At 67.0% G+C, this 17,298-nt stretch carries 20 protein-coding genes; 15 read left to right on the forward strand and 5 right to left on the reverse strand.

What is annotated here, in order from left to right:
• The first annotated feature begins 58 nt into the window (after nucleotides 1-58).
• The 4 genes from EV216_RS13685 (at nucleotide 59) to EV216_RS13700 (ending at nucleotide 4,151) form a co-directional block, all read left to right on the forward strand.
• Nucleotides 59-670: an autoinducer binding domain-containing protein gene (locus EV216_RS13685; RefSeq protein WP_132696095.1), complete on the forward strand. Its 612-nt coding sequence runs from the start codon at nucleotides 59-61 to the stop codon at nucleotides 668-670.
• A 57-nt stretch (nucleotides 671-727) separates the two neighbouring features.
• The gene (locus EV216_RS13690) at nucleotides 728-1,318 is read left to right on the forward strand and encodes an acyl-homoserine-lactone synthase (RefSeq protein WP_132696096.1); all 591 of its coding nucleotides are present in this window, start codon (nucleotides 728-730) and stop codon (nucleotides 1,316-1,318) included.
• A 104-nt stretch (nucleotides 1,319-1,422) separates the two neighbouring features.
• On the forward strand, nucleotides 1,423-2,808 hold the full coding sequence (locus EV216_RS13695; RefSeq protein WP_132696097.1) for a Do family serine endopeptidase: 1,386 nt from the start codon (nucleotides 1,423-1,425) through the stop codon (nucleotides 2,806-2,808).
• A 23-nt stretch (nucleotides 2,809-2,831) separates the two neighbouring features.
• Entirely contained in the window at nucleotides 2,832-4,151 is a 1,320-nt protein-coding gene (locus tag EV216_RS13700) for a replication-associated recombination protein A (protein ID WP_132696098.1), read from the forward strand.
• Nucleotides 4,152-4,276: 125 nt separating this feature from the next.
• Here EV216_RS13700 and EV216_RS13705 read toward each other — a convergent pair whose 3' ends face one another.
• From EV216_RS13705 to EV216_RS13715, 3 genes are all read right to left on the reverse strand, one after another.
• Nucleotides 4,277-4,648 carry a hypothetical protein gene (locus EV216_RS13705; protein ID WP_132696099.1) on the reverse strand — a complete coding sequence of 124 codons (372 nt, stop codon included), beginning with the start codon at nucleotides 4,646-4,648 and terminating at the stop codon, nucleotides 4,277-4,279.
• Nucleotides 4,645-5,016 carry a helix-turn-helix domain-containing protein gene (locus EV216_RS13710; protein WP_132696100.1) on the reverse strand — a complete coding sequence of 124 codons (372 nt, stop codon included), beginning with the start codon at nucleotides 5,014-5,016 and terminating at the stop codon, nucleotides 4,645-4,647. The genes EV216_RS13705 and EV216_RS13710 overlap by 4 nt, the downstream gene beginning before the upstream one ends.
• Before the next feature lie 126 nt (nucleotides 5,017-5,142).
• The gene (locus EV216_RS13715; protein WP_132696101.1) at nucleotides 5,143-5,709 is read right to left on the reverse strand and encodes a phage protease; all 567 of its coding nucleotides are present in this window, start codon (nucleotides 5,707-5,709) and stop codon (nucleotides 5,143-5,145) included.
• 148 nt (nucleotides 5,710-5,857) lie between these two features.
• Between EV216_RS13715 and EV216_RS13720 the strand changes: the two genes are divergently transcribed.
• From EV216_RS13720 to EV216_RS13770, 10 genes are all read left to right on the forward strand, one after another.
• Complete coding sequence (locus EV216_RS13720; protein ID WP_132696102.1) at nucleotides 5,858-6,433, forward strand: helix-turn-helix domain-containing protein; 576 nt, start codon at nucleotides 5,858-5,860, stop codon at nucleotides 6,431-6,433.
• A 348-nt stretch (nucleotides 6,434-6,781) separates the two neighbouring features.
• Entirely contained in the window at nucleotides 6,782-7,165 is a 384-nt protein-coding gene (gene crcB, locus EV216_RS13725; RefSeq protein ID WP_132696103.1) for a fluoride efflux transporter CrcB, read from the forward strand.
• The gene (locus EV216_RS13730) at nucleotides 7,162-8,199 is read left to right on the forward strand and encodes an RluA family pseudouridine synthase (protein WP_132696104.1); all 1,038 of its coding nucleotides are present in this window, start codon (nucleotides 7,162-7,164) and stop codon (nucleotides 8,197-8,199) included. The genes crcB and EV216_RS13730 overlap by 4 nt, the downstream gene beginning before the upstream one ends.
• Nucleotides 8,196-8,861 carry an HAD-IA family hydrolase gene (locus EV216_RS13735; RefSeq protein WP_132696105.1) on the forward strand — a complete coding sequence of 222 codons (666 nt, stop codon included), beginning with the start codon at nucleotides 8,196-8,198 and terminating at the stop codon, nucleotides 8,859-8,861. The genes EV216_RS13730 and EV216_RS13735 overlap by 4 nt, the downstream gene beginning before the upstream one ends.
• Nucleotides 8,858-9,577 (forward strand): ATP12 family chaperone protein, encoded by a 720-nt coding sequence (locus EV216_RS13740; protein ID WP_132696106.1) that lies wholly within the window; start codon nucleotides 8,858-8,860, stop codon nucleotides 9,575-9,577. Before EV216_RS13735 ends, EV216_RS13740 begins: the two co-directional genes overlap by 4 nt.
• A gap of 226 nt (nucleotides 9,578-9,803) precedes the next feature.
• Nucleotides 9,804-10,823: an amino acid ABC transporter substrate-binding protein gene (locus EV216_RS13745; protein WP_132696107.1), complete on the forward strand. Its 1,020-nt coding sequence runs from the start codon at nucleotides 9,804-9,806 to the stop codon at nucleotides 10,821-10,823.
• Nucleotides 10,824-10,966: 143 nt separating this feature from the next.
• A complete protein-coding gene (locus tag EV216_RS13755) occupies nucleotides 10,967-12,223 on the forward strand; it encodes an amino acid ABC transporter permease (RefSeq protein WP_132696108.1) in 1,257 nt (418 codons plus the stop codon).
• 1 nt (nucleotide 12,224) lies between these two features.
• Complete coding sequence (locus EV216_RS13760; RefSeq protein ID WP_132696109.1) at nucleotides 12,225-13,526, forward strand: amino acid ABC transporter permease; 1,302 nt, start codon at nucleotides 12,225-12,227, stop codon at nucleotides 13,524-13,526.
• Between the two features lie 13 nt (nucleotides 13,527-13,539).
• The gene (locus EV216_RS13765; protein WP_132696110.1) at nucleotides 13,540-14,331 is read left to right on the forward strand and encodes an amino acid ABC transporter ATP-binding protein; all 792 of its coding nucleotides are present in this window, start codon (nucleotides 13,540-13,542) and stop codon (nucleotides 14,329-14,331) included.
• 281 nt (nucleotides 14,332-14,612) lie between these two features.
• Complete coding sequence (locus tag EV216_RS13770; protein ID WP_132696111.1) at nucleotides 14,613-14,984, forward strand: 2Fe-2S iron-sulfur cluster-binding protein; 372 nt, start codon at nucleotides 14,613-14,615, stop codon at nucleotides 14,982-14,984.
• Between the two features lie 20 nt (nucleotides 14,985-15,004).
• On the opposite strand, the gene EV216_RS13775 is transcribed toward EV216_RS13770, so the two are convergent.
• Both EV216_RS13775 and argB read right to left on the reverse strand, forming a co-directional pair.
• On the reverse strand, nucleotides 15,005-15,511 hold the full coding sequence (locus EV216_RS13775; RefSeq protein WP_132696112.1) for a SixA phosphatase family protein: 507 nt from the start codon (nucleotides 15,509-15,511) through the stop codon (nucleotides 15,005-15,007).
• A 60-nt stretch (nucleotides 15,512-15,571) separates the two neighbouring features.
• Entirely contained in the window at nucleotides 15,572-16,450 is an 879-nt protein-coding gene (gene argB / locus EV216_RS13780) for an acetylglutamate kinase (RefSeq protein WP_165899249.1), read from the reverse strand.
• 113 nt (nucleotides 16,451-16,563) lie between these two features.
• Here argB and EV216_RS13785 point away from each other — a divergent pair, with 113 nt between their 5' ends.
• Nucleotides 16,564-17,295, forward strand: coding sequence for an SDR family NAD(P)-dependent oxidoreductase (locus tag EV216_RS13785; RefSeq protein ID WP_132696113.1), 732 nt, complete (start codon nucleotides 16,564-16,566; stop codon nucleotides 17,293-17,295).
• The last annotated feature ends 3 nt before the right edge of the window (nucleotides 17,296-17,298 follow it).

Consider the following 17,298-nt stretch of genomic DNA (forward strand, 5'->3'; position numbering starts at 1 on the left):
CGATCCTAGTGCAACAATTTACGGTTGACTGCAAAACCTTCAACTTGTCTAAAAAGTCATGTTCGAAAAGGCCGTGTTTGACAGGGAACTCAGGGTTCTCGACTCGTTGGCTCCCCAGGGGTACAACATCGGGCTCCACATACGCTTTACCTCCCCCCTGATGACCTTTCAGAGCTACGACCCGGAGTGGCTGGCCCACTACACCGAACGTGGATATGTCCTGCGCGACCCTATGGTGGCCTGGGGCTTCTCAACCACCGGCGCGACACGGTGGAGCAATCAGAACATCCCCGACCCGTTCGGCATTCTCGAGGATGCCGCGCGTTTCGGCTTGAGGTACGGCGTGACGATCTCCTGGGGGCCGATCGCCTCCAGGACCATTGCGAGTGTGGCACGAGCAGATCGGGAATTCGAGGATGCCGAGATCGACAAGATCGAGGCCCTCGTGCGTCGGTTGCACGACATGACCGAGCCGCCGCAAGAGCTGACCAAGGCTCAGATCGAGGCGCTGAAATGCATCGCGGACGGCGACCGCCATGCGGCCGCTGCCAGCAAGCTGGGGATATCGGAAAGTGCGCTCAAGGCCCGTCTCGCCTCTGCCCGCGAGCGACTGATGGCGCGCACCACAGCCGAAGCGATTCAGCGCGCCAAGGATTACAGGCTGCTCTGACGGCCGTCGCCCTCCGCAAGGTTACAGACCACACCACCAACCCTGCAGGAGGCTCTTATGCAGACCACGACCCTTTCCTTCGAAAACCTTCACAACCATGGCGAGCTTTTCGCCAACATGCTTCGCGCGCGTCGCGAGCTTTTCATCGAGCGCAACAAATGGGACCTCCCCGAGGCGCTGGGGATGGAATATGACCAGTACGACACCCCCGCCAGCCGCTGGGTCGTCGTCCATGACGAGTTGGGCCAGGTGCTCGCGGGCAACCGCCTGACACCGACCACCGCGCGCTGCGGCATCTACTCCTACATGATCCGCGACGCGCAGAAGGGGCTTCTGGACACCATCCCCTCGCACCTGCTGCATGACGAGGCCCCCGTGGCCGAAACCGTGTGGGAAAGCTCGCGGCTCTTCGTGTCGCAGCGCGTGCCGCTGGTCCAGCGCCGCCCGATCTACTTCAACCTAGTGCAGGAACTGGCCAAGGCCGCCCGCAGCCTGGGCGCCAGCCAGTGCCTGACGCTGCTGAACGCCAACTGGACCCTGTGGTACAAGCGTGTCGGCATCGACATGACCGCCATGGGTCCCGTGATGGAGATCGACGGCATCAAGAACCAGGTGGTCTCGATGAACTTCGCGTCCAACCTGCACTGAGGCTGCCCGAACCCCCCGCCTGGGTGGGCGGGGGGTGCCGGGGCGTTGAACTCCGGCCCGGGCACACGCATATGCCTGAACGATCGCAACCGCAAAAGCCGCCCATGACCCGCCTGCTTGTCCTGCTCTGCCTTTCCCTCGCCGCGCAGCCGCTGGCCGCCGAGGATCGCCGCCCGCCCGCCAGCGCGGCCGAAATCAGCCTCAGCTTCGCCCCCGTGGTGCGCCAGGCCGCGCCCGCCGTGGTCAATATCTACGCCCGCCGCGTGGTCGCCGACCGCGTCACCCCTTTCGCGGGCGATCCGTTCTTCTCGCAGCTCTTCCGCGATTTCGGCCGGGTCCAGCCCCGCGTGCAGAACGCGCTGGGCTCGGGCGTGATCGTGTCCGCCGACGGTCTGGTGGTGTCGAACTACCATGTCGTCGGCCAGGCCACCGAGATCCGCGTGGTGCTGACCGACCGGCGCGAATACGACGCCGAGGTGCTGCTCTCGGACGAGGAATCCGACCTCGCCATCCTGCGCCTCCAGGGCGCGCGCGACCTGCCCGCGCTCCCGTTCCGCGATTCCGACACGGTCGAGGTCGGCGATCTCGTGCTCGCCATCGGCAACCCGTTCGGCGTCGGCCAGACCGTCAGCCAGGGCATCGTCTCGGGACTGGCGCGCTCGGGCCTGTCGATCGGCGGCGGGCGGGGCTATTTCATCCAGACCGATGCCGCGATCAACCCGGGCAATTCGGGCGGCGCGCTGGTCGACATGGCAGGCCGCCTCGTGGGCATCAACACCGCGATCCTCTCGCGCTCGGGCGGCTCGAACGGCATCGGCTTCGCGATCCCCGCCAATCTGGTGACGCGCTTCGTCGACCAGGCCCGCGCGGGCCGCGACCGATTCCAGCGGCCCTGGGCGGGCGTCTCGGGCCAGCCGGTCGACGCCGCGCTGGCCGAGGGTTTCGGCCTCGATCTGCCGCAGGGCGTCGTGCTCAGCGACCTGCACCCCGACAGCCCCTTCGGCAAGGCGGGGCTCAAGGTGGGCGATGTCGTGCTGGAACTGGGCGGCGCCCCGGTCAACACGCCCCAGGAGATGCTGTTCCGCCTTTCCGCCGAGGGCGTGGGCGGCGAGATCGCCGTCACCTATCTGCGCCAGGGCCGCGAACGGACCGCCCGCGTCGCCCTGATCGCGGCCCCCGAAACCCCGCCCCGCGCGCCGCTCACCGTCACCGGGCGCAGCGTGCTGGCGGGGCTGTCGGTCGTCAATCTCAACCCCGCCGTCGCGCAGGAGACCGGCCTGCCCGCCGAGGCGCAGGGCGTGCTGGTCACCGATCCGGGCGAGACCGGCGCCCGGATCGGCCTGCGCCCGGGCGATATCCTGATGCTGATGAACGACCGCCCGATCCGCAGCACCGCCGACGTGGCCGAGGCCGCAAGCGCGGGCGGGCGCAACTGGCATGTCGAATATCTGCGGGGCGGCCGGCGCGGCGTGTTGCGCTTCCGTGTCTGACCGCCTTGCCCTAGGCTTGGCCGATGGCTGACCTGTTCGACCGCATAGACCCCGCCCCGCCGCACAAGCCAGGCCCCCGCCCGCTGGCCGACCGGCTGCGCCCGAAACGGCTGGCCGAGGTGATCGGGCAGGAACATGTCCTCGGCCCCGACGGCCCGCTGGGCGTGATGCTGGCCTCGGGCACGCTGTCCTCGCTGATCCTCTGGGGGCCGCCGGGCGTGGGCAAGACCACCATCGCGCGGCTGCTGGCCGACGAGACCGACCTTTCCTTCGTCCAGATCAGCGCGATCTTCACCGGGGTCGCGGATCTGAAGAAGGTGTTCGAGGCGGCGAAACTGCGCCACGCGAACGGCCAGGGGACGCTGCTGTTCGTGGACGAGATCCACCGCTTCAACAAGGCCCAGCAGGACGGGTTCCTGCCGCATATGGAGGATGGCACGATCCTGCTGGTGGGCGCGACCACGGAAAACCCCAGCTTCGAACTGAACGCGGCACTCCTGAGCCGGGCGCAGGTGCTGGTGCTGGAAAGGCTGGATCTGGCGCATCTCGAACTGCTGGCGCAACGCGCCGAACAGGACCTCGGCCACGCGCTGCCGCTGACCGGCCCCGCGCGCGAGCAATTGCTGGAAATGGCCGATGGCGATGGCCGCGCGCTTCTGAACCTGATCGAGCAGATCGCGGCCTGGACGGTCGAGGGCGCGCTGTCGCCCGAGGCGCTGGCCCGGCGGCTGCAGAAACGCGCCGCGCAATACGACAAGTCGGGCGACGCGCATTACAACCTGATCTCGGCGCTGCACAAATCCGTGCGCGGGTCCGATCCCGACGCCGCGCTTTACTGGCTTGCGCGGATGTTGGAGGGCGGCGAGGACCCGCGCTTTCTGGCCCGCCGCATCACCCGCATGGCAATCGAGGATATCGGCCTCGCCGACCCGCAGGCGCAGACGCTGTGCCTGGATGCGTGGTCCGTCTATGAACGGCTGGGCAGCCCCGAGGGCGAACTGGCGCTGGCGCAGGCGGTGATCTATCTGGCGCTCGCGCCGAAATCGAACGCGGGCTACGCCGCCTACAGGAACGCGCGGGCGGCGGCGAAACGCACCGGGTCCGAACCGCCGCCGAAACATATCCTGAACGCACCGACGAAGCTGATGAAGGACCAGGGTTATGGAACGGGCTACGAATACGACCATGACGCGCGGGACGCCTTTTCGGGGCAGGACTATTTCCCCGAGGCGATGACCCGCGGCGTCTATTACAGCCCCGTGGAGCGGGGTTTCGAGCGCGAGCTGAAGCGCCGCCTCGACCATTTCACGAGGCTGCGTGCCCAGCGGCGGGGCGAGGGCTAGCGCCGCGAGGGGTTTCTGTGTAGTTACAGGTGGTTCTGACAGGGCATTACAGGGGTTTTGATACCGGAAGAGCCTCGAAGTCCGCGGGCTATCCCGGATCGCCCGGCACCGTCCGGGACGGCAGATCAGCGGCGGTTGTTCTGCCACCAGGAGTGGATGGCGCTCTTGCCGACACGGCGCTCGGGCGGGAATGCCTTGGCGACTTCCTCGGCCAGGTCAATGAAGGTCATCCGGTCGATGCGCGCGCGGATGAAGGCGCGCAACTCGGGGTCGGTGTCGATCTTGGGCGGCCGGCCGGGGCGGTGGGCGCGGCGGTGGGCGCTCGGTTCGGGCAGGTCTTCGGGGGGCGTTTGAAGGGGCGTTGGAACACCCTCTTCAAGCTCGGCGCGAAGGGTGCCCTGGAGGCGGTCGAGCTCGGCCGAGGCGTTGTCGAGCAGCCTGCGGACCTCGCGCAGGGCGGCGCGCAAGGCCACGATCTGCGACAGGGCGCGGCTCATGCGTCCCCCCATCGGGCGGGCGACGGCCGGTAGGGATCCTTGCCCAGCCAGCCGCGGACGGTCGTGTCGCTCGCGTGAAGGGTGCGGGCAATGTCGGCGACCGAGCGCCCCTCATGCGCGAGACAGGCCGCGACCCACGGCTTGGCGAGCGGGATGCGCGGGTTCTGGGTCTGCCGCAGCGTCTCTGACAGCTCGGCGGCCAGGTCCACGCCCACGAGTTGGACGACACGCGAGCGCTCGGTCGGGTTGCGGCCGATATAGAGCTCGGCCCCGCCGAAGGTCAGGAGGAACTGCATGGCGAGTTTGGAACCCAGCACGCGGACATAGGGTTCGATGTGCGCCGGGGGCTTGGGATAGCTGTCTCTCACGTGCTCACTCCGTCGCGCGGCGGGGTGGATGGGGACGGCTGCGAGGGGGAAAGCAGCCGTCCCCCGTGCCGTCGGCCCTGGTGACCGAACCGGCGGCGATGCGCGGGGCCAGGCCCCCGCGCAATCTCAGTCCTTCAGCGCATCCTCGGCCAGGCCGAGCTGGCGCGCCACCGAGGCGGCTTCGGGCGACGTGGGACGCCCACCGCCAGCGCAGCCGGGATTGTCGGCGAGGTGGCTTTCGCGCGTGAGGTGCGCGAAGGCGGGAACGGCGGTGGCGATGAAGCGGTCGAACGCGGCCTCGTCCGTCGCGCAGAGGTCGAACGCCCATGCCTTCATCGGCGTGGTCAGATAGCCCTTGCGGAAGGCGTCTTCGACCTTGCGGGCGGCGCGCTCCTGGTGCCTCTGGCCGCGTTCCTGCAAGGCCGCTTCCATCGCCTCGATGGGCACGAACCTGCGCGGGTCGGGCTTGGCACCGTCGCGCACCGGGGACGAGAGCGCCGCGACGATCTCGGCCTCGCTGGCAGTCGCGGCGAGGTTCAGGAGCCGGGCGACCCGGGCGGAGAATTCCTGTTCTTCGGCCATCGGGTCCTCCATCGAAGCGGCCAGGGGGGTGAGACGCAGGGCGGGCGTGTGCACCAGGCCCGCGCTGGACAGGTAGACCACGCGGTGATCGTCCTCGCGCACCATCAGCATGGGGCTGAGACACGAAGCCCGCTCGCACCTGAGCGACACGCTGGCGCCTGTCCACCTTTTCGGTTACGATGGTCATGGTATTCGAACTCTTCAATCCCATGATGATAGTATCATGCTATGATCATGGCGTGTCAAGCGTGGTGGTGCGATGGACCAGGACCTTTCCGCTCGGCTCAGAGACCTGAAGGAGGCGCACGGCTGGACCGCGAAGGAAATGGGTGAGATGATCGGCATCCCAAAACGCACGATGGAAAGCTACATGCGCCCGAGGGATGCGGCGTATCCCGGTGTGGACGCGCTCCGAAAGCTTGCCACCGGGCTGGGTGTTTCCTTGGACTGGCTCGTTTTTGGGGCCGAGTGCGCTGGGAGGCGGTCGGCAAGCCTCGCCAAGCTCGTGACCCTCTCCGCCGCGCGTGAAGTTCTGCCCGACTTGTTCCAGGCCATTGACCGTGTGGACGACGAGCCTCTCGAAGAGCAGTTTGTGGGTGGAAGAACGGCCGGCGAATGGGCCGAGGCGTTGGCAACCATCGCAGCGGAGCGCGCGTTCAATGTCGCTTCGCTCGGAGCCACCAGCGAGGCTCTGGAGCACTTCGAGCGGCGCTTCGAGTTGAAGGCGGCCCTGGAAAGGCTCCAGACCTTTGAGGCGTTGAAGGCGAAGAAGCTTGAGCTCGAAGCGCAAATTGCCGAGCTCCGCGCGGACATGGGCAGCGACTCCCCCGATTGATCCCGTGCGGTGTGCGGTTTTCAGCGCACACCTTTTAGGAGCCGATCATTGATTTTATTGGATTTTGCCTAACCGCCCCCCCTAGGTCCGCGCCGTTCTGGTGCTGAAAAGCCCCGAAACTGTCAAAACCCCTGCAACTGGCCGCCCGCTAACCCCTTGATTTTCAATGGCGCTAAAATCCCAGGGTGTCAAAACCTCCTGTCGCCGCTCAGTTTCGCCCCGGCTGTCGCCGGGGCGACCCGGCGGGGGGCGCTGCCCCCCCCCGGACCCCCCCGGGATATTTGAGGGCAGAAGAAGCCAGGGCCGGGGGCGGTTGACAACGCGCGCCAAGACGCAGAAGGGAAGCCCATGACAAGCATCGGAACGATCCTTCAGGTGGCGCTGGGCGGCGCGATCGGGGCGGTGGGGCGCTACCTCACCGGGCTGGCGACGATCCGGCTGATGGGGCCGGGCTATCCCTGGGGCACGCTGACGGTGAATGTGCTGGGCTCGTTCCTGATGGGCGTGCTGGTGGTGGTGCTGGCGCGGAAGTTCGGCAATGCCTATGCGCCCTTCCTGATGACCGGGATCCTCGGCGGGTACACCACCTTCTCGGCCTTCTCGCTGGATGCGCTGACGCTTTACGAGCGCGGGCAGGTCCATATGGCGGCGGGCTATGTCTTTGCCTCGGTCGCGCTGTCGCTGCTGGCGATTGCGGCGGGGCTGTGGGTGGCGCGGGGGCTGATGGCATGACGGGCGTGCAGACCCTGACGGTGGCGCCGGGCGAGGGCGAGCAGCGGCTGGACCGCTGGTTTCGTCGGCATTTCCCGCATGTTCCCCAGACCCGCATCGAGAAGATGTGCCGCAAGGGCGAGATCCGGGTGGATGGCGGCCGGGTGAAACCCGCCACGAGGCTGGAAGAGGGCCAGCAGGTGCGCATTCCGCCGCTGCCCGCGCCGGGCGAGGCGCCGCCGCGCGCCGCGGTCGGCGAGGCCGATGCGGCGATGATCCGGGCCTGCGTGCTTTATCGCGACGACCACATCATCGCGCTGAACAAGCCGCCGGGGCTGGCGAGTCAGGGCGGCAGCGGCCAGACCCGCCATGTCGACGGGCTGGCCGAGGCGCTGCGCTTCGGGCTGGAGGACAAGCCCCGTCTGGTGCACCGGCTGGACCGCGACACCTCGGGCGTGCTGCTGCTGGCGCGCACCCGCGCGGTGGCGCATGCGCTGACCGCGGCCTTTCGTGCCCGCGAGACGCGCAAGATCTACTGGGCCGCCGTCGCGGGCGTGCCCAGCCCCGCGATGGGCACGATCCGCTTCGGGCTGGTCAAGGCGCCGGGCCACGGCGCGGGGGGCGAGGGCGAGAAGATGCGCTGCATCCATCCCGACAAGGTCGACAAGACCCCCGATGCCAAGCGCGCGGTGACCGATTACGCGGTGCTGTCCTCGCTGGCCAAGCGCGTCAGCTGGTGCGCGCTGGTCCCGGTCACCGGGCGCACCCACCAGTTGCGCGCGCATATGGCCGAGATCGGCCATCCCGTGATCGGCGACGGCAAATATGGCGGCTCCGGCCAGGTCAACGAGGGCGAGGGCTGGGGCGCGCAGCTGGGCGGCGAGGTCAGCCGCAAGCTGCACCTGCATGCCCGCCACCTGCGCCTGACCCATCCGGTCACCGGCAAGGTGCTGACCATCACCGCGCCCCTGCCCGAGCACATGAAGCGCACCTGGGACATGCTGGGCTGGGCCGAGAACGACGTGCCCGCCGACCCGTTCGAGGATCTCGCGTGAGCGGGCTGCGGTTGGTGATCTTCGACGTGGACGGCACGCTGGTCGACAGCCAGGCGCATATCGCCGCCGCCATGACCGCCGCCTTCGCCGCCGAGGGGCTGGCCCCGCCGCCGCTGCCCGCGATGCTGTCGGTGGTCGGGCTCTCGCTGCCCGTGGCGCTGGCCCGTCTTGCCCCCGACCTGCCCGAGGAGGGCCGCGCGCGGATGGTGGAGCGGTATCGCGGCCAGTATTTCACCCGGCGCACCGAGACCGCCTCGCCGCTCTATCCCGGCGCGCGCGCCGCGATCGAGGCGCTGGCCGCGCAGGACGACACGCTTCTGGGCATCGCCACCGGCAAGTCGGGCCGCGGGCTCGACGCGATCCTGGCCGCGCATGGGCTGGCCCGCCATTTCGTGACCCGCCAGCATGCCGACCTGCACCCGTCCAAGCCGCATCCCGCCATGGTGCTGGCCGCGCTTGACGAAACCGGGGTGGCGCCGGAAAACGCGGTGATGATCGGCGACACGGAATTCGACATCGCGATGGGGCGCGCGGCTTGCGTGCGCACGCTGGGCGTTCGCTGGGGCTATCACCCGGCCGAGCGGCTGGCCGCCGCGGATGCGCTGATCGAGGATTTCGCCGCGCTGCCGGGCGCGCTCGACCGGCTCTGGGGGCGGGCATGAGTGCCTGGGCGCCGAAACGCTTCTGGGCAGAGGCCAGCGTGGACGAGACCGAGGCGGGCTTTGCCGTGCTGCTCGACGGCCGCCCGGTCCGCACCCCGGCCAAGGCCGCCTTCCTGCTGCCCACCCGCGCCATGGCCGAGGCCGCCGCCGCCGAATGGGACGCGCAGGAGCGCGAGCTGCGCCCGCTGACCATGCCCGTCACCCGCGCAGCGAATGCCGCCATCGACCGGGTCCGCCCCCAGCAGGCCGAGGTCGCTTGCCTGATCGCAGCCTATGGCGAAAGCGACCTGATCTGCCACCGCGCCGACAGCCCCGCCGAACTGGTCGCCCGCCAGGCGGCGGCCTGGGACCCGCTGCTCGACTGGGCGCGCGACAGCCTCCGCGCTCCGCTGATCCCGACCGCGGGCCTTCTGCCCTGCGCCCAGCCCGCCGACAGCCTTGCCCGTCTGGCGGCCCGGGTGGCGGCACAGGATGCCTTTGCGCTGACCGCGCTGCATGACCTGGTGGCGCTGTCGGGCTCTCTGGTGATCGGGCTGGCCGCGCTCGACCGGGCGGTGGAGCCGATCGAACGGCTCTGGGATCTCTCGCGCATCGACGAGACCTGGCAACAGGATCAATGGGGCATCGACGACGAGGCCGCCGAGGTCGCGGCCGCCCGGCGGCGCGACTTCCTTCAGGCCCGCCGCTTCCTCGATCTGGCCTCGCCGCCCGTCTGACGCCCGGTCCGCAGGCCGGTCTGCCCAATTTATATGCAGCTGGCTTCTGCGTCGATTGGCGAACCCTGCTCGCCGCGACTGGGGCAGAGCAGCCTTGACCTGTCGGCGGGAATTTGCCCAAACTTGCGGCGCCCAGGGGGGAGCGGTTTTTCGTCAGCCCCCTGCCAGCCCCACGGGGGTCAAGACAAGCCGCCCCAGAGGCGGAGAATTCAGGAAGAGGTAAACAATGAGGAAATCCGTTTTTCTGGGAGCGCTTGCCGTGGCTGGTCTCGCCGCAGGGGGGGCGGCGGCGGGGACGCTGGACGACGTCAAGGCCCGCGGCAAGGTCAACTGCGGCACCAATACCGGGCTGGTCGGGTTCGCCGCGCCTGATGCGAACGGCGAATGGCAGGGCTTCGACGTGGCGGTATGCCGTGCCGTTGCGGCCGCCGTCCTCGGCGATCACATGGCGGTCGAATTCGTGCCGACCACTGGCAGGACGCGCTTCACCGCGCTTGCCTCGGGCGAGATCGACATCCTGTCGCGCAACACCACATGGACCTATACCCGCGATGTGGACCTCAGATTCACCTTCATCGGCGTCAACTATTACGATGGCCAGGGCTTCATGGTGCCGAAATCGCTGGGGGTGACCTCGGCGAAGGAACTCGATGGCGCGACCGTCTGCATCCAGACCGGCACCACGACCGAACTGAACCTCGCTGACTTCTTCCGAACCAACAACATCAGCTACGAGCCCGTGCCGATCGAGACCAATGCCGAGGGCCAGCAGCAATACCTGGCCGGCGCTTGCGACGCCTACACCACCGACGTTTCGGGTCTCGCGGCCACTCGCGCCACCTTCGAGGATCCGACGGCGCATGTCATCCTGCCCGAAATCGTGTCAAAGGAGCCGCTGGGGCCGCTCGTGCGCCATGGCGATGACGAATGGGCCGATGTCGTGCGCTGGACGCTGTTCGCGCTGATCGCGGCCGAGGAATACGGCGTGACTTCGGCCAATATAGACGAACTGGCCGCGACACCGACCTCGAATCCCGAGATCAACCGCCTGCTCGGCACCGAAGGCGACCTCGGTCCGATGCTGGGACTGCCCGTCGACTGGGCCGTCAAGGCGATCAAGGCCGGCGGCAATTACGGCGAACTGTTCGAGAAATATATCGGCCAGAACACCCCGATCGGGCTGGCGCGCGGCCTGAACGCGCAATGGACCGAAGGCGGGCTGCTTTACGCCCCGCCCTTCCGGTAGGCCAGACCACGAGGGCGCGGGATATCCCGCGCCCTTCGCCTGTCTGGTACGGCAACAGGGACAAGCCCGGGCAGGGTGCGCCTCCAGAAGGGGGCGCCCTATATAAGGTCGTTGCCCGGAGGGAGCCAAAGGGAGCGCCCGCCATGACCTCGATGACGGACCCGCCGAAACAAACCTTGCGCCTGGGGATGCTGATCCATGACACGCGGTACAGGTCGCTGACCATCCAGATCGTCGTGCTGGCCGTCTTCATGCTTCTGGCGGCCTGGCTCATCAGCAACACGATCCAGAACCTTGCGGCTCTGGGCAAGCCGATCAGCTTCGACTTCCTGTCCTCGGCCGCGCAATATGACATCAACCAGACCCTCATTGCTTATGACAATCAGGACAGCCACCTGCGCGCCGCCATCGTCGGGCTTCTGAACACGCTGCTGGTGGCGGTGCTGGGCTGTGCACTGGCCACCCTGGTCGGCGTGCTGGTCGGCGTTCTGCGGCTGTCAAAGAACTGGCTGATCGCGCGCATCATGGCGGCCTATGTCGAGATATTCCGCAACGTGCCGGTGCTCCTGTGGGTCGTCTTCGCAATGGCGATCCTGATCGAGACCCTGCCCATGCCCCGCGACTTCCGCGGCGAGGACGCCACCGCCTCAATGCTGCTGGGAGACAGTATCGCCATCACCAATCGCGGCGTCTATGTCCCCGAACCGCTGTTTGCCCGCTCGCTGGGCGATTTTCCGGTTTTCGGCGCCTTCGGTATCAGCCTCGACTTTCTGGCAATACTCGCTGTTCTGGTGGGCGGGTTTGCCACCAGTGCCGCTATCCGCCGCCGGGCCGAGCGGATTCAGAACGCAACCGGCACAAGGCCAACCACTTGGCATCTGCGCCTTGCCGTGATCGTGCTGTCGCCTGTCGCGCTTCTGGCGGCCCTCGGCTTTCACCTCGGCTATCCGGAACTCAGGGGGTTCAACTTCCAGGGCGGCATTCACCTGCGCAACTCTCTGCTTGCACTCTGGCTAGCGCTCTCGTTCTACACCGCCGCCTTCATCGCCGAGATCGTGCGCGCGGGCATCCTCGCGATTCCGAAAAGCCAGACCGAGGCAGCCACCGCGCTGGGTCTGCGCCCGCACCGAACAATGCGGCTGGTGATCCTGCCCCAAGCGCTGCGCGTCATCATCCCGCCCCTGATCTCGCAATACCTGAACCTGACCAAGAACTCATCGCTCGCCATAGCGGTCGGCTACATGGACATTACAGGCACGCTGGGCGGGATTACACTGAATCAGACCGGGCGCGAACTGGAATGCGTGCTTCTGCTGATGCTGGTCTACCTGATCATCTCGCTGATCATTTCGGCGGTGATGAACTGGTACAACAGCCGCGTCAAACTGGTGGAGCGCTGAGATGCCCGGCCCTTCCTTCGTTCGCCGCGAGATACTGCCCGAACGCGCCCCGCCCGTCTTTGCCTCGGGCCCTGTCCTCTGGCTGCGCGAGAACCTGTTCTCGACCTGGTTCAACACGACCCTGACGCTGCTGTCTCTGGGCTTCGTGTGGTATGTGTTCGGCCACACGCTGCCCTGGATCGTCCAGTCCAGTTGGACCGCCAATTCGCTGACGGAGTGCCGCCAGCAGATCGCCGCCAGCCACGGGCCGGGCACCTCCGGCGCCTGCTGGGCGGTGATCCGCGAACGCTATCTGCAACTGATCTTCGGCTTCTATCCCTCGCGGCTTTACTGGCGGCCGATCCTCGCCTTTGTCCTGACGCTGGCTGCGCTTTGCCCAATCCTGTTCACCGGGCTGCCCCGGCGGCTGCTCTGGCTGTCGGCCACGGCACCCTTCTTCGTGCCCTGGCTGCTGTGGGGCGGCTCGCTCTGGGGCTTGGTTGCGGTCGCGCTGGGCTTCTTTCTTGGCTATGTCGCCTTCCGGCTGGTCACGCCCCTGGTCGGGGAACTTGGCGGAGCGATCGCCGCAGGGCTGCTGCCGGTGCTGTGGTGGCTGTTCGGTGCAGGTCCCGCAGCAGGGCTGATGCAATCCATCCTGCCGCTGGGCATCGAGACCGTGACCAGCCGCGCCTTCGGCGGCTTCATGCTGTCGATCACAATCGGCATCGTCGCGATAACCTGCTCGCTGCCCATCGGCATCCTTCTGGCGTTGGGGCGGCAATCGGATCTCTTCATCGTCAAGACGATCTGTGTCGGATTCATCGAGTTTATCCGAGGCGTGCCGCTGATAACTCTCCTGTTCGTGGCCTCGCTTCTCCTGAACTACTTCCTGCCGCCGGGGACCGATTTCGACATCATCCTGCGGGTCGTCATCATGGTGACGCTCTTTGCCTCGGCCTACATGGCCGAGGTGATCCGCGGCGGGCTGGCGGCCTTGCCCAAGGGCCAATACGAGGCCGCCGATGCTCTCGGCCTCGACTACTGGAAGGCACAGCGGTTGATTATCATGCCCCAGGTGCTGAAGATCTCGATCCCCGGCATCGTCTCGACCTTCATCGGCGTGTTCAAGGACACCACGCTGGTCTCGATTATCGGCCTTCTGGACCCGCTCGGGTTCTCCAACGCGATCCGCGCCGATACCGCCTGGAACGGCATCGTCTGGGAGCTTTACGGTTTCATCGCCGCGGTGTTCTTCATGTTCTGCTTCGCCATGTCCCGCTACTCGATGTATCTCGAGCGTAAGCTCGCCACCGAACACCGCTGAGGAGGTCCGCGCCATGTCCGACCCGAGCAATGCCCGCGACATCGACCGCTCGCGCATGGCTGTCCGCGACGAGGTCGCGATCCGGATCATCGGCATGAACAAGTGGTATGGCAGCTTCCACGTCCTGCGCGACATCGACCTGACCGTGCATGTCGGCGAACGCATCGTGGTCTGCGGCCCGTCCGGTTCGGGCAAGTCCACCCTGATCCGCTGCATCAACCGGCTGGAGGAACATCAGTCGGGCAGCATCGTGGTGGACGGGATCGAACTCAGTTCGGATCTGAAGAATATCGACAAGGTGCGCTCCGAGGTCGGGATGGTGTTCCAGCATTTCAACCTCTTTCCGCATCTGACGATCCTGGAAAACTGCACGCTGGCGCCGATCTGGGTGCGCAAGGTGTCCCAGAAGGAAGCGGTCGAGACCGCCATGCATTTCCTCGAAAAGGTCCGCATCCCCGAACAGGCGCTGAAATATCCCGGACAGTTGTCGGGGGGGCAGCAGCAGCGCGTGGCGATCGCCCGCGCACTCTGTATGCGGCCCAAGATCATGCTATTCGACGAACCGACCTCGGCGCTCGACCCGGAGATGATCAAGGAGGTGCTCGATACCATGATCGCGCTGGCAGAAGACGGCATGACGATGATCTGCGTCACCCACGAGATGGGCTTCGCCCGGCAGGTGGCAAACCGGGTGATCTTCATGGATCAGGGCCAGATCGTCGAGCAGAACGTGCCCGAAGCGTTCTTCAACAGCCCGCAATCCGAGCGGACCAGGCTGTTCCTGAGCCAAATTCTCGGCCATTGAGGAGAGGTTTCGGCTTGCCTTTGGCAAGCCGACCCGGCCGGGGGCGCTGCCCCCGCGCCCCTGGGGTATTTTTGCCAAGAAGAAGGGTTGGTGGGAGCGGGCGGGGGATGTCGGCTTTGCGACCAGTGTCCGACAGAAAGCCCGACGAAAGCCGGATTGCTTTCCGATTACGGGCAGGTCAGGTGCCTTGGCATGCTTCCTGCTTGTGCGGGGTAGGAAACGCGCGACCGGTTCGAGCCCCAGATACCCGCCCCCCGGGCGGCCAGAACAGGAATAAGTGAATGGCCATCGTGACCTTTTCTTCCCCGCTGATGCACAAGGACAAGGCGGTCTACGCCATCGCCGGCGACACCCGCACGGCGCTGGCGCTGGCCGAGGAACACCGGATCCCGATCCCCTTCGAGTGCCGCGACGGCAACTGCGGTTCCTGCCTGATCGAGGTCCGCTATGATGCGCCGGACAGGAAAAAGGCGATTATGTTGACGGACAAAGAAAAAATGACCCTGACCGAGTTGGGTAAGCTGACCGCGCAGGAGATAGAGGACGCCGAAGTGCGCGACATGCCGCCGCGCTACCGTCTGGCCTGCCAGTTCATCGCGCGCGACGAGGACGTGACCATCACCTTCACCGGCAACCCCGGCGGCGCCGACTGAGGCGCGGCGACTGGCCCGGGTCAGGCGGTGATGTCGCGTGGCGTGATGAATTCCACCACCCGGCCGGTGCCGAACGCCACCTCGCTCCAGTCTCCGGCGTCGAACTCGACAACCAGCGTCGCGCCGGTCGGATAGGTCACAAAGCGCTGGCTGTTGGGCAGCTGCTGCAACAGCCGCGCCGCGAATTCGCCTATGCCGGGATTGTGCCCCAGCATCAGCACGGGCGAGGCCGCACAATGCTTCAAAATTTCCAGCATCCGCTGCGCGGGCGCGTGATAAAGCGCGGGATCGCGCCGCATCACGGTGCATTCGCCCAGCGCAGGCGCCATCAACTCCCAGGTCTCGACAGTCCGGCGCGCGGTTGAGGCCACCACCTCGGCCGGGACATGCCCGCGTTCGGCCAGCCACTCGGCGATCCGGGGCGCGGCGTCGCGGCCACGGGCGTTCAGCGGACGGTCGTGATCGTCCTGTCCCGGATCGTTCCAACTGGATTTCGCATGGCGGACCAGGATCAGGCGCAGGGTCATTGGCTGGCCGTTATGCTGCTCGTCAGTTGGGGGCATCCTGTCACAGCTTTCCCGGGCCGCCTAGCCCGTTTGACGCGGCGCGCGGATCAGCGATCCCGCACCGTGGTCGGTGAAAAGCTCCAGAAGGCAGGCATTGGGCGCCCGCCCGTCCAGGATGACCACCGCCCGCACGCCGCCCTCGATGGCGGCCAGTGCGGTTTCGGTCTTGGGAATCATGCCGCCCGCGATCACGCCCTCTTCTGTCAGGGCGCGGATATGGTCCGGACTCAGTTCCGTCACCACCTCGCCGCCCGCATCCTTGACCCCCGCCACATCGGTCAGCAAGAGCAACCGGTCGGCCTTGAGCGCGGCGGCAATGGCCCCCGCCGCGGTGTCGCCATTGACGTTGAAGGTCTCGCCCGCATGCCCGGCACCAATCGGCGCCACGACCGGGATCATGCCCGCCTCGAACAGGCTGTGCAGCACGCGGGGGTTCACCTCGGACGGGGTGCCGACGAACCCCAGCGCGGCGTCGGTCTGATCGCAGAGCATCAGCCCGCCATCCTTGCCCGACAGGCCCACCGCGCGGCCGCCCTGATCGTTGATCGCCTGCACGATCCGCTTGTTCACGCGGCCCGACAGCACCATTTCCACCACCTCGACGGTGGCGGCATCGGTCACCCGCTTGCCGCGCACGAACTCGGACTGCACGCCCAGTTTCGCCAGCATCTCGTTGATCATCGGCCCACCGCCATGCACGACCACCGGGTTCACGCCGACCTGGCGCATCAGCACCACATCGCGCGCGAAACTTTCCATCTCGGCATCGTCGCCCATGGCATGGCCGCCGAACTTGATCACGACGATGGCGCCCGTGTAGCGCTGCAGATAGGGGAGCGCCTCGGACAGCGTCCGGGCGGTGGCGATCCAGTCGCGATTCATGGCGGTCTGTTTTCTCATCTCTCGGGTCCGGCCTCTGGGCGCATCTGTTATCCCGCCCGGGCCCGCACGCCAAGGGCGATTGTCTTTTCGTCGCGCCTGCGTAGGGTGGCCCCTCAAGGAAGGGACGCGCGATGAGCCAGAGAATCCTGCTTCTGACCGGCGCCAGCCGGGGCATCGGGCATGCCACCGTGAAACGCTTCTCGGCCGAGGGCTGGCGGGTTCTGACCTGTTCGCGCCACCCATTCGATCCGCGCTGCCCCTGGCCCGGCGGGGCCGATAACCATGTCCAGATCGACCTGGCCGATGCCGCCGCCACCAGACGCGCGATCGAGGTGGTCCGCGGCAAGCTGACCGAGGGCAAGCTGCACGCCCTGGTCAACAATGCCGGCATATCGCCCAAGGCCGAGGGCGGCGGGCGCATGAACACGCTTGAAACCGACCTGCGCATCTGGGGCCATGTGTTCAACGTGAACTTCTTCGCCTCGATCGTGCTGGCACGCGGGTTGCAGGATGAACTTGTCGCGGCGAAGGGTGCGGTCGTGAACGTGACCTCGATCGCGGGCAGCCGGGTGCATCCGTTCGCAGGCGCGGCCTATGCCACGTCCAAGGCGGCGCTGGCCGCGCTGACCCGCGAGATGGCGCATGATTTCGGGCCTCTGGGCGTTCGGGTGAATGCCATCGCGCCGGGCGAGGTCGATACCTCGATCCTGAGCCCCGGCACCGAGAAGATCGTCGAAACCCTGCCGCTGCGCCGCCTGGGCCAGCCCGACGAGGTGGCAAGCGTGATCCATTTCCTCTGCTCCGACGAGTCGAGCTATGTCACCGGCGCCGAGATCGAGGTGAATGCCGGACAGCATGTCTGATGC

It is taken from the genome of Rhodovulum steppense, assembly GCF_004339675.1.
Lineage (GTDB): Bacteria > Pseudomonadota > Alphaproteobacteria > Rhodobacterales > Rhodobacteraceae > Rhodovulum > Rhodovulum steppense.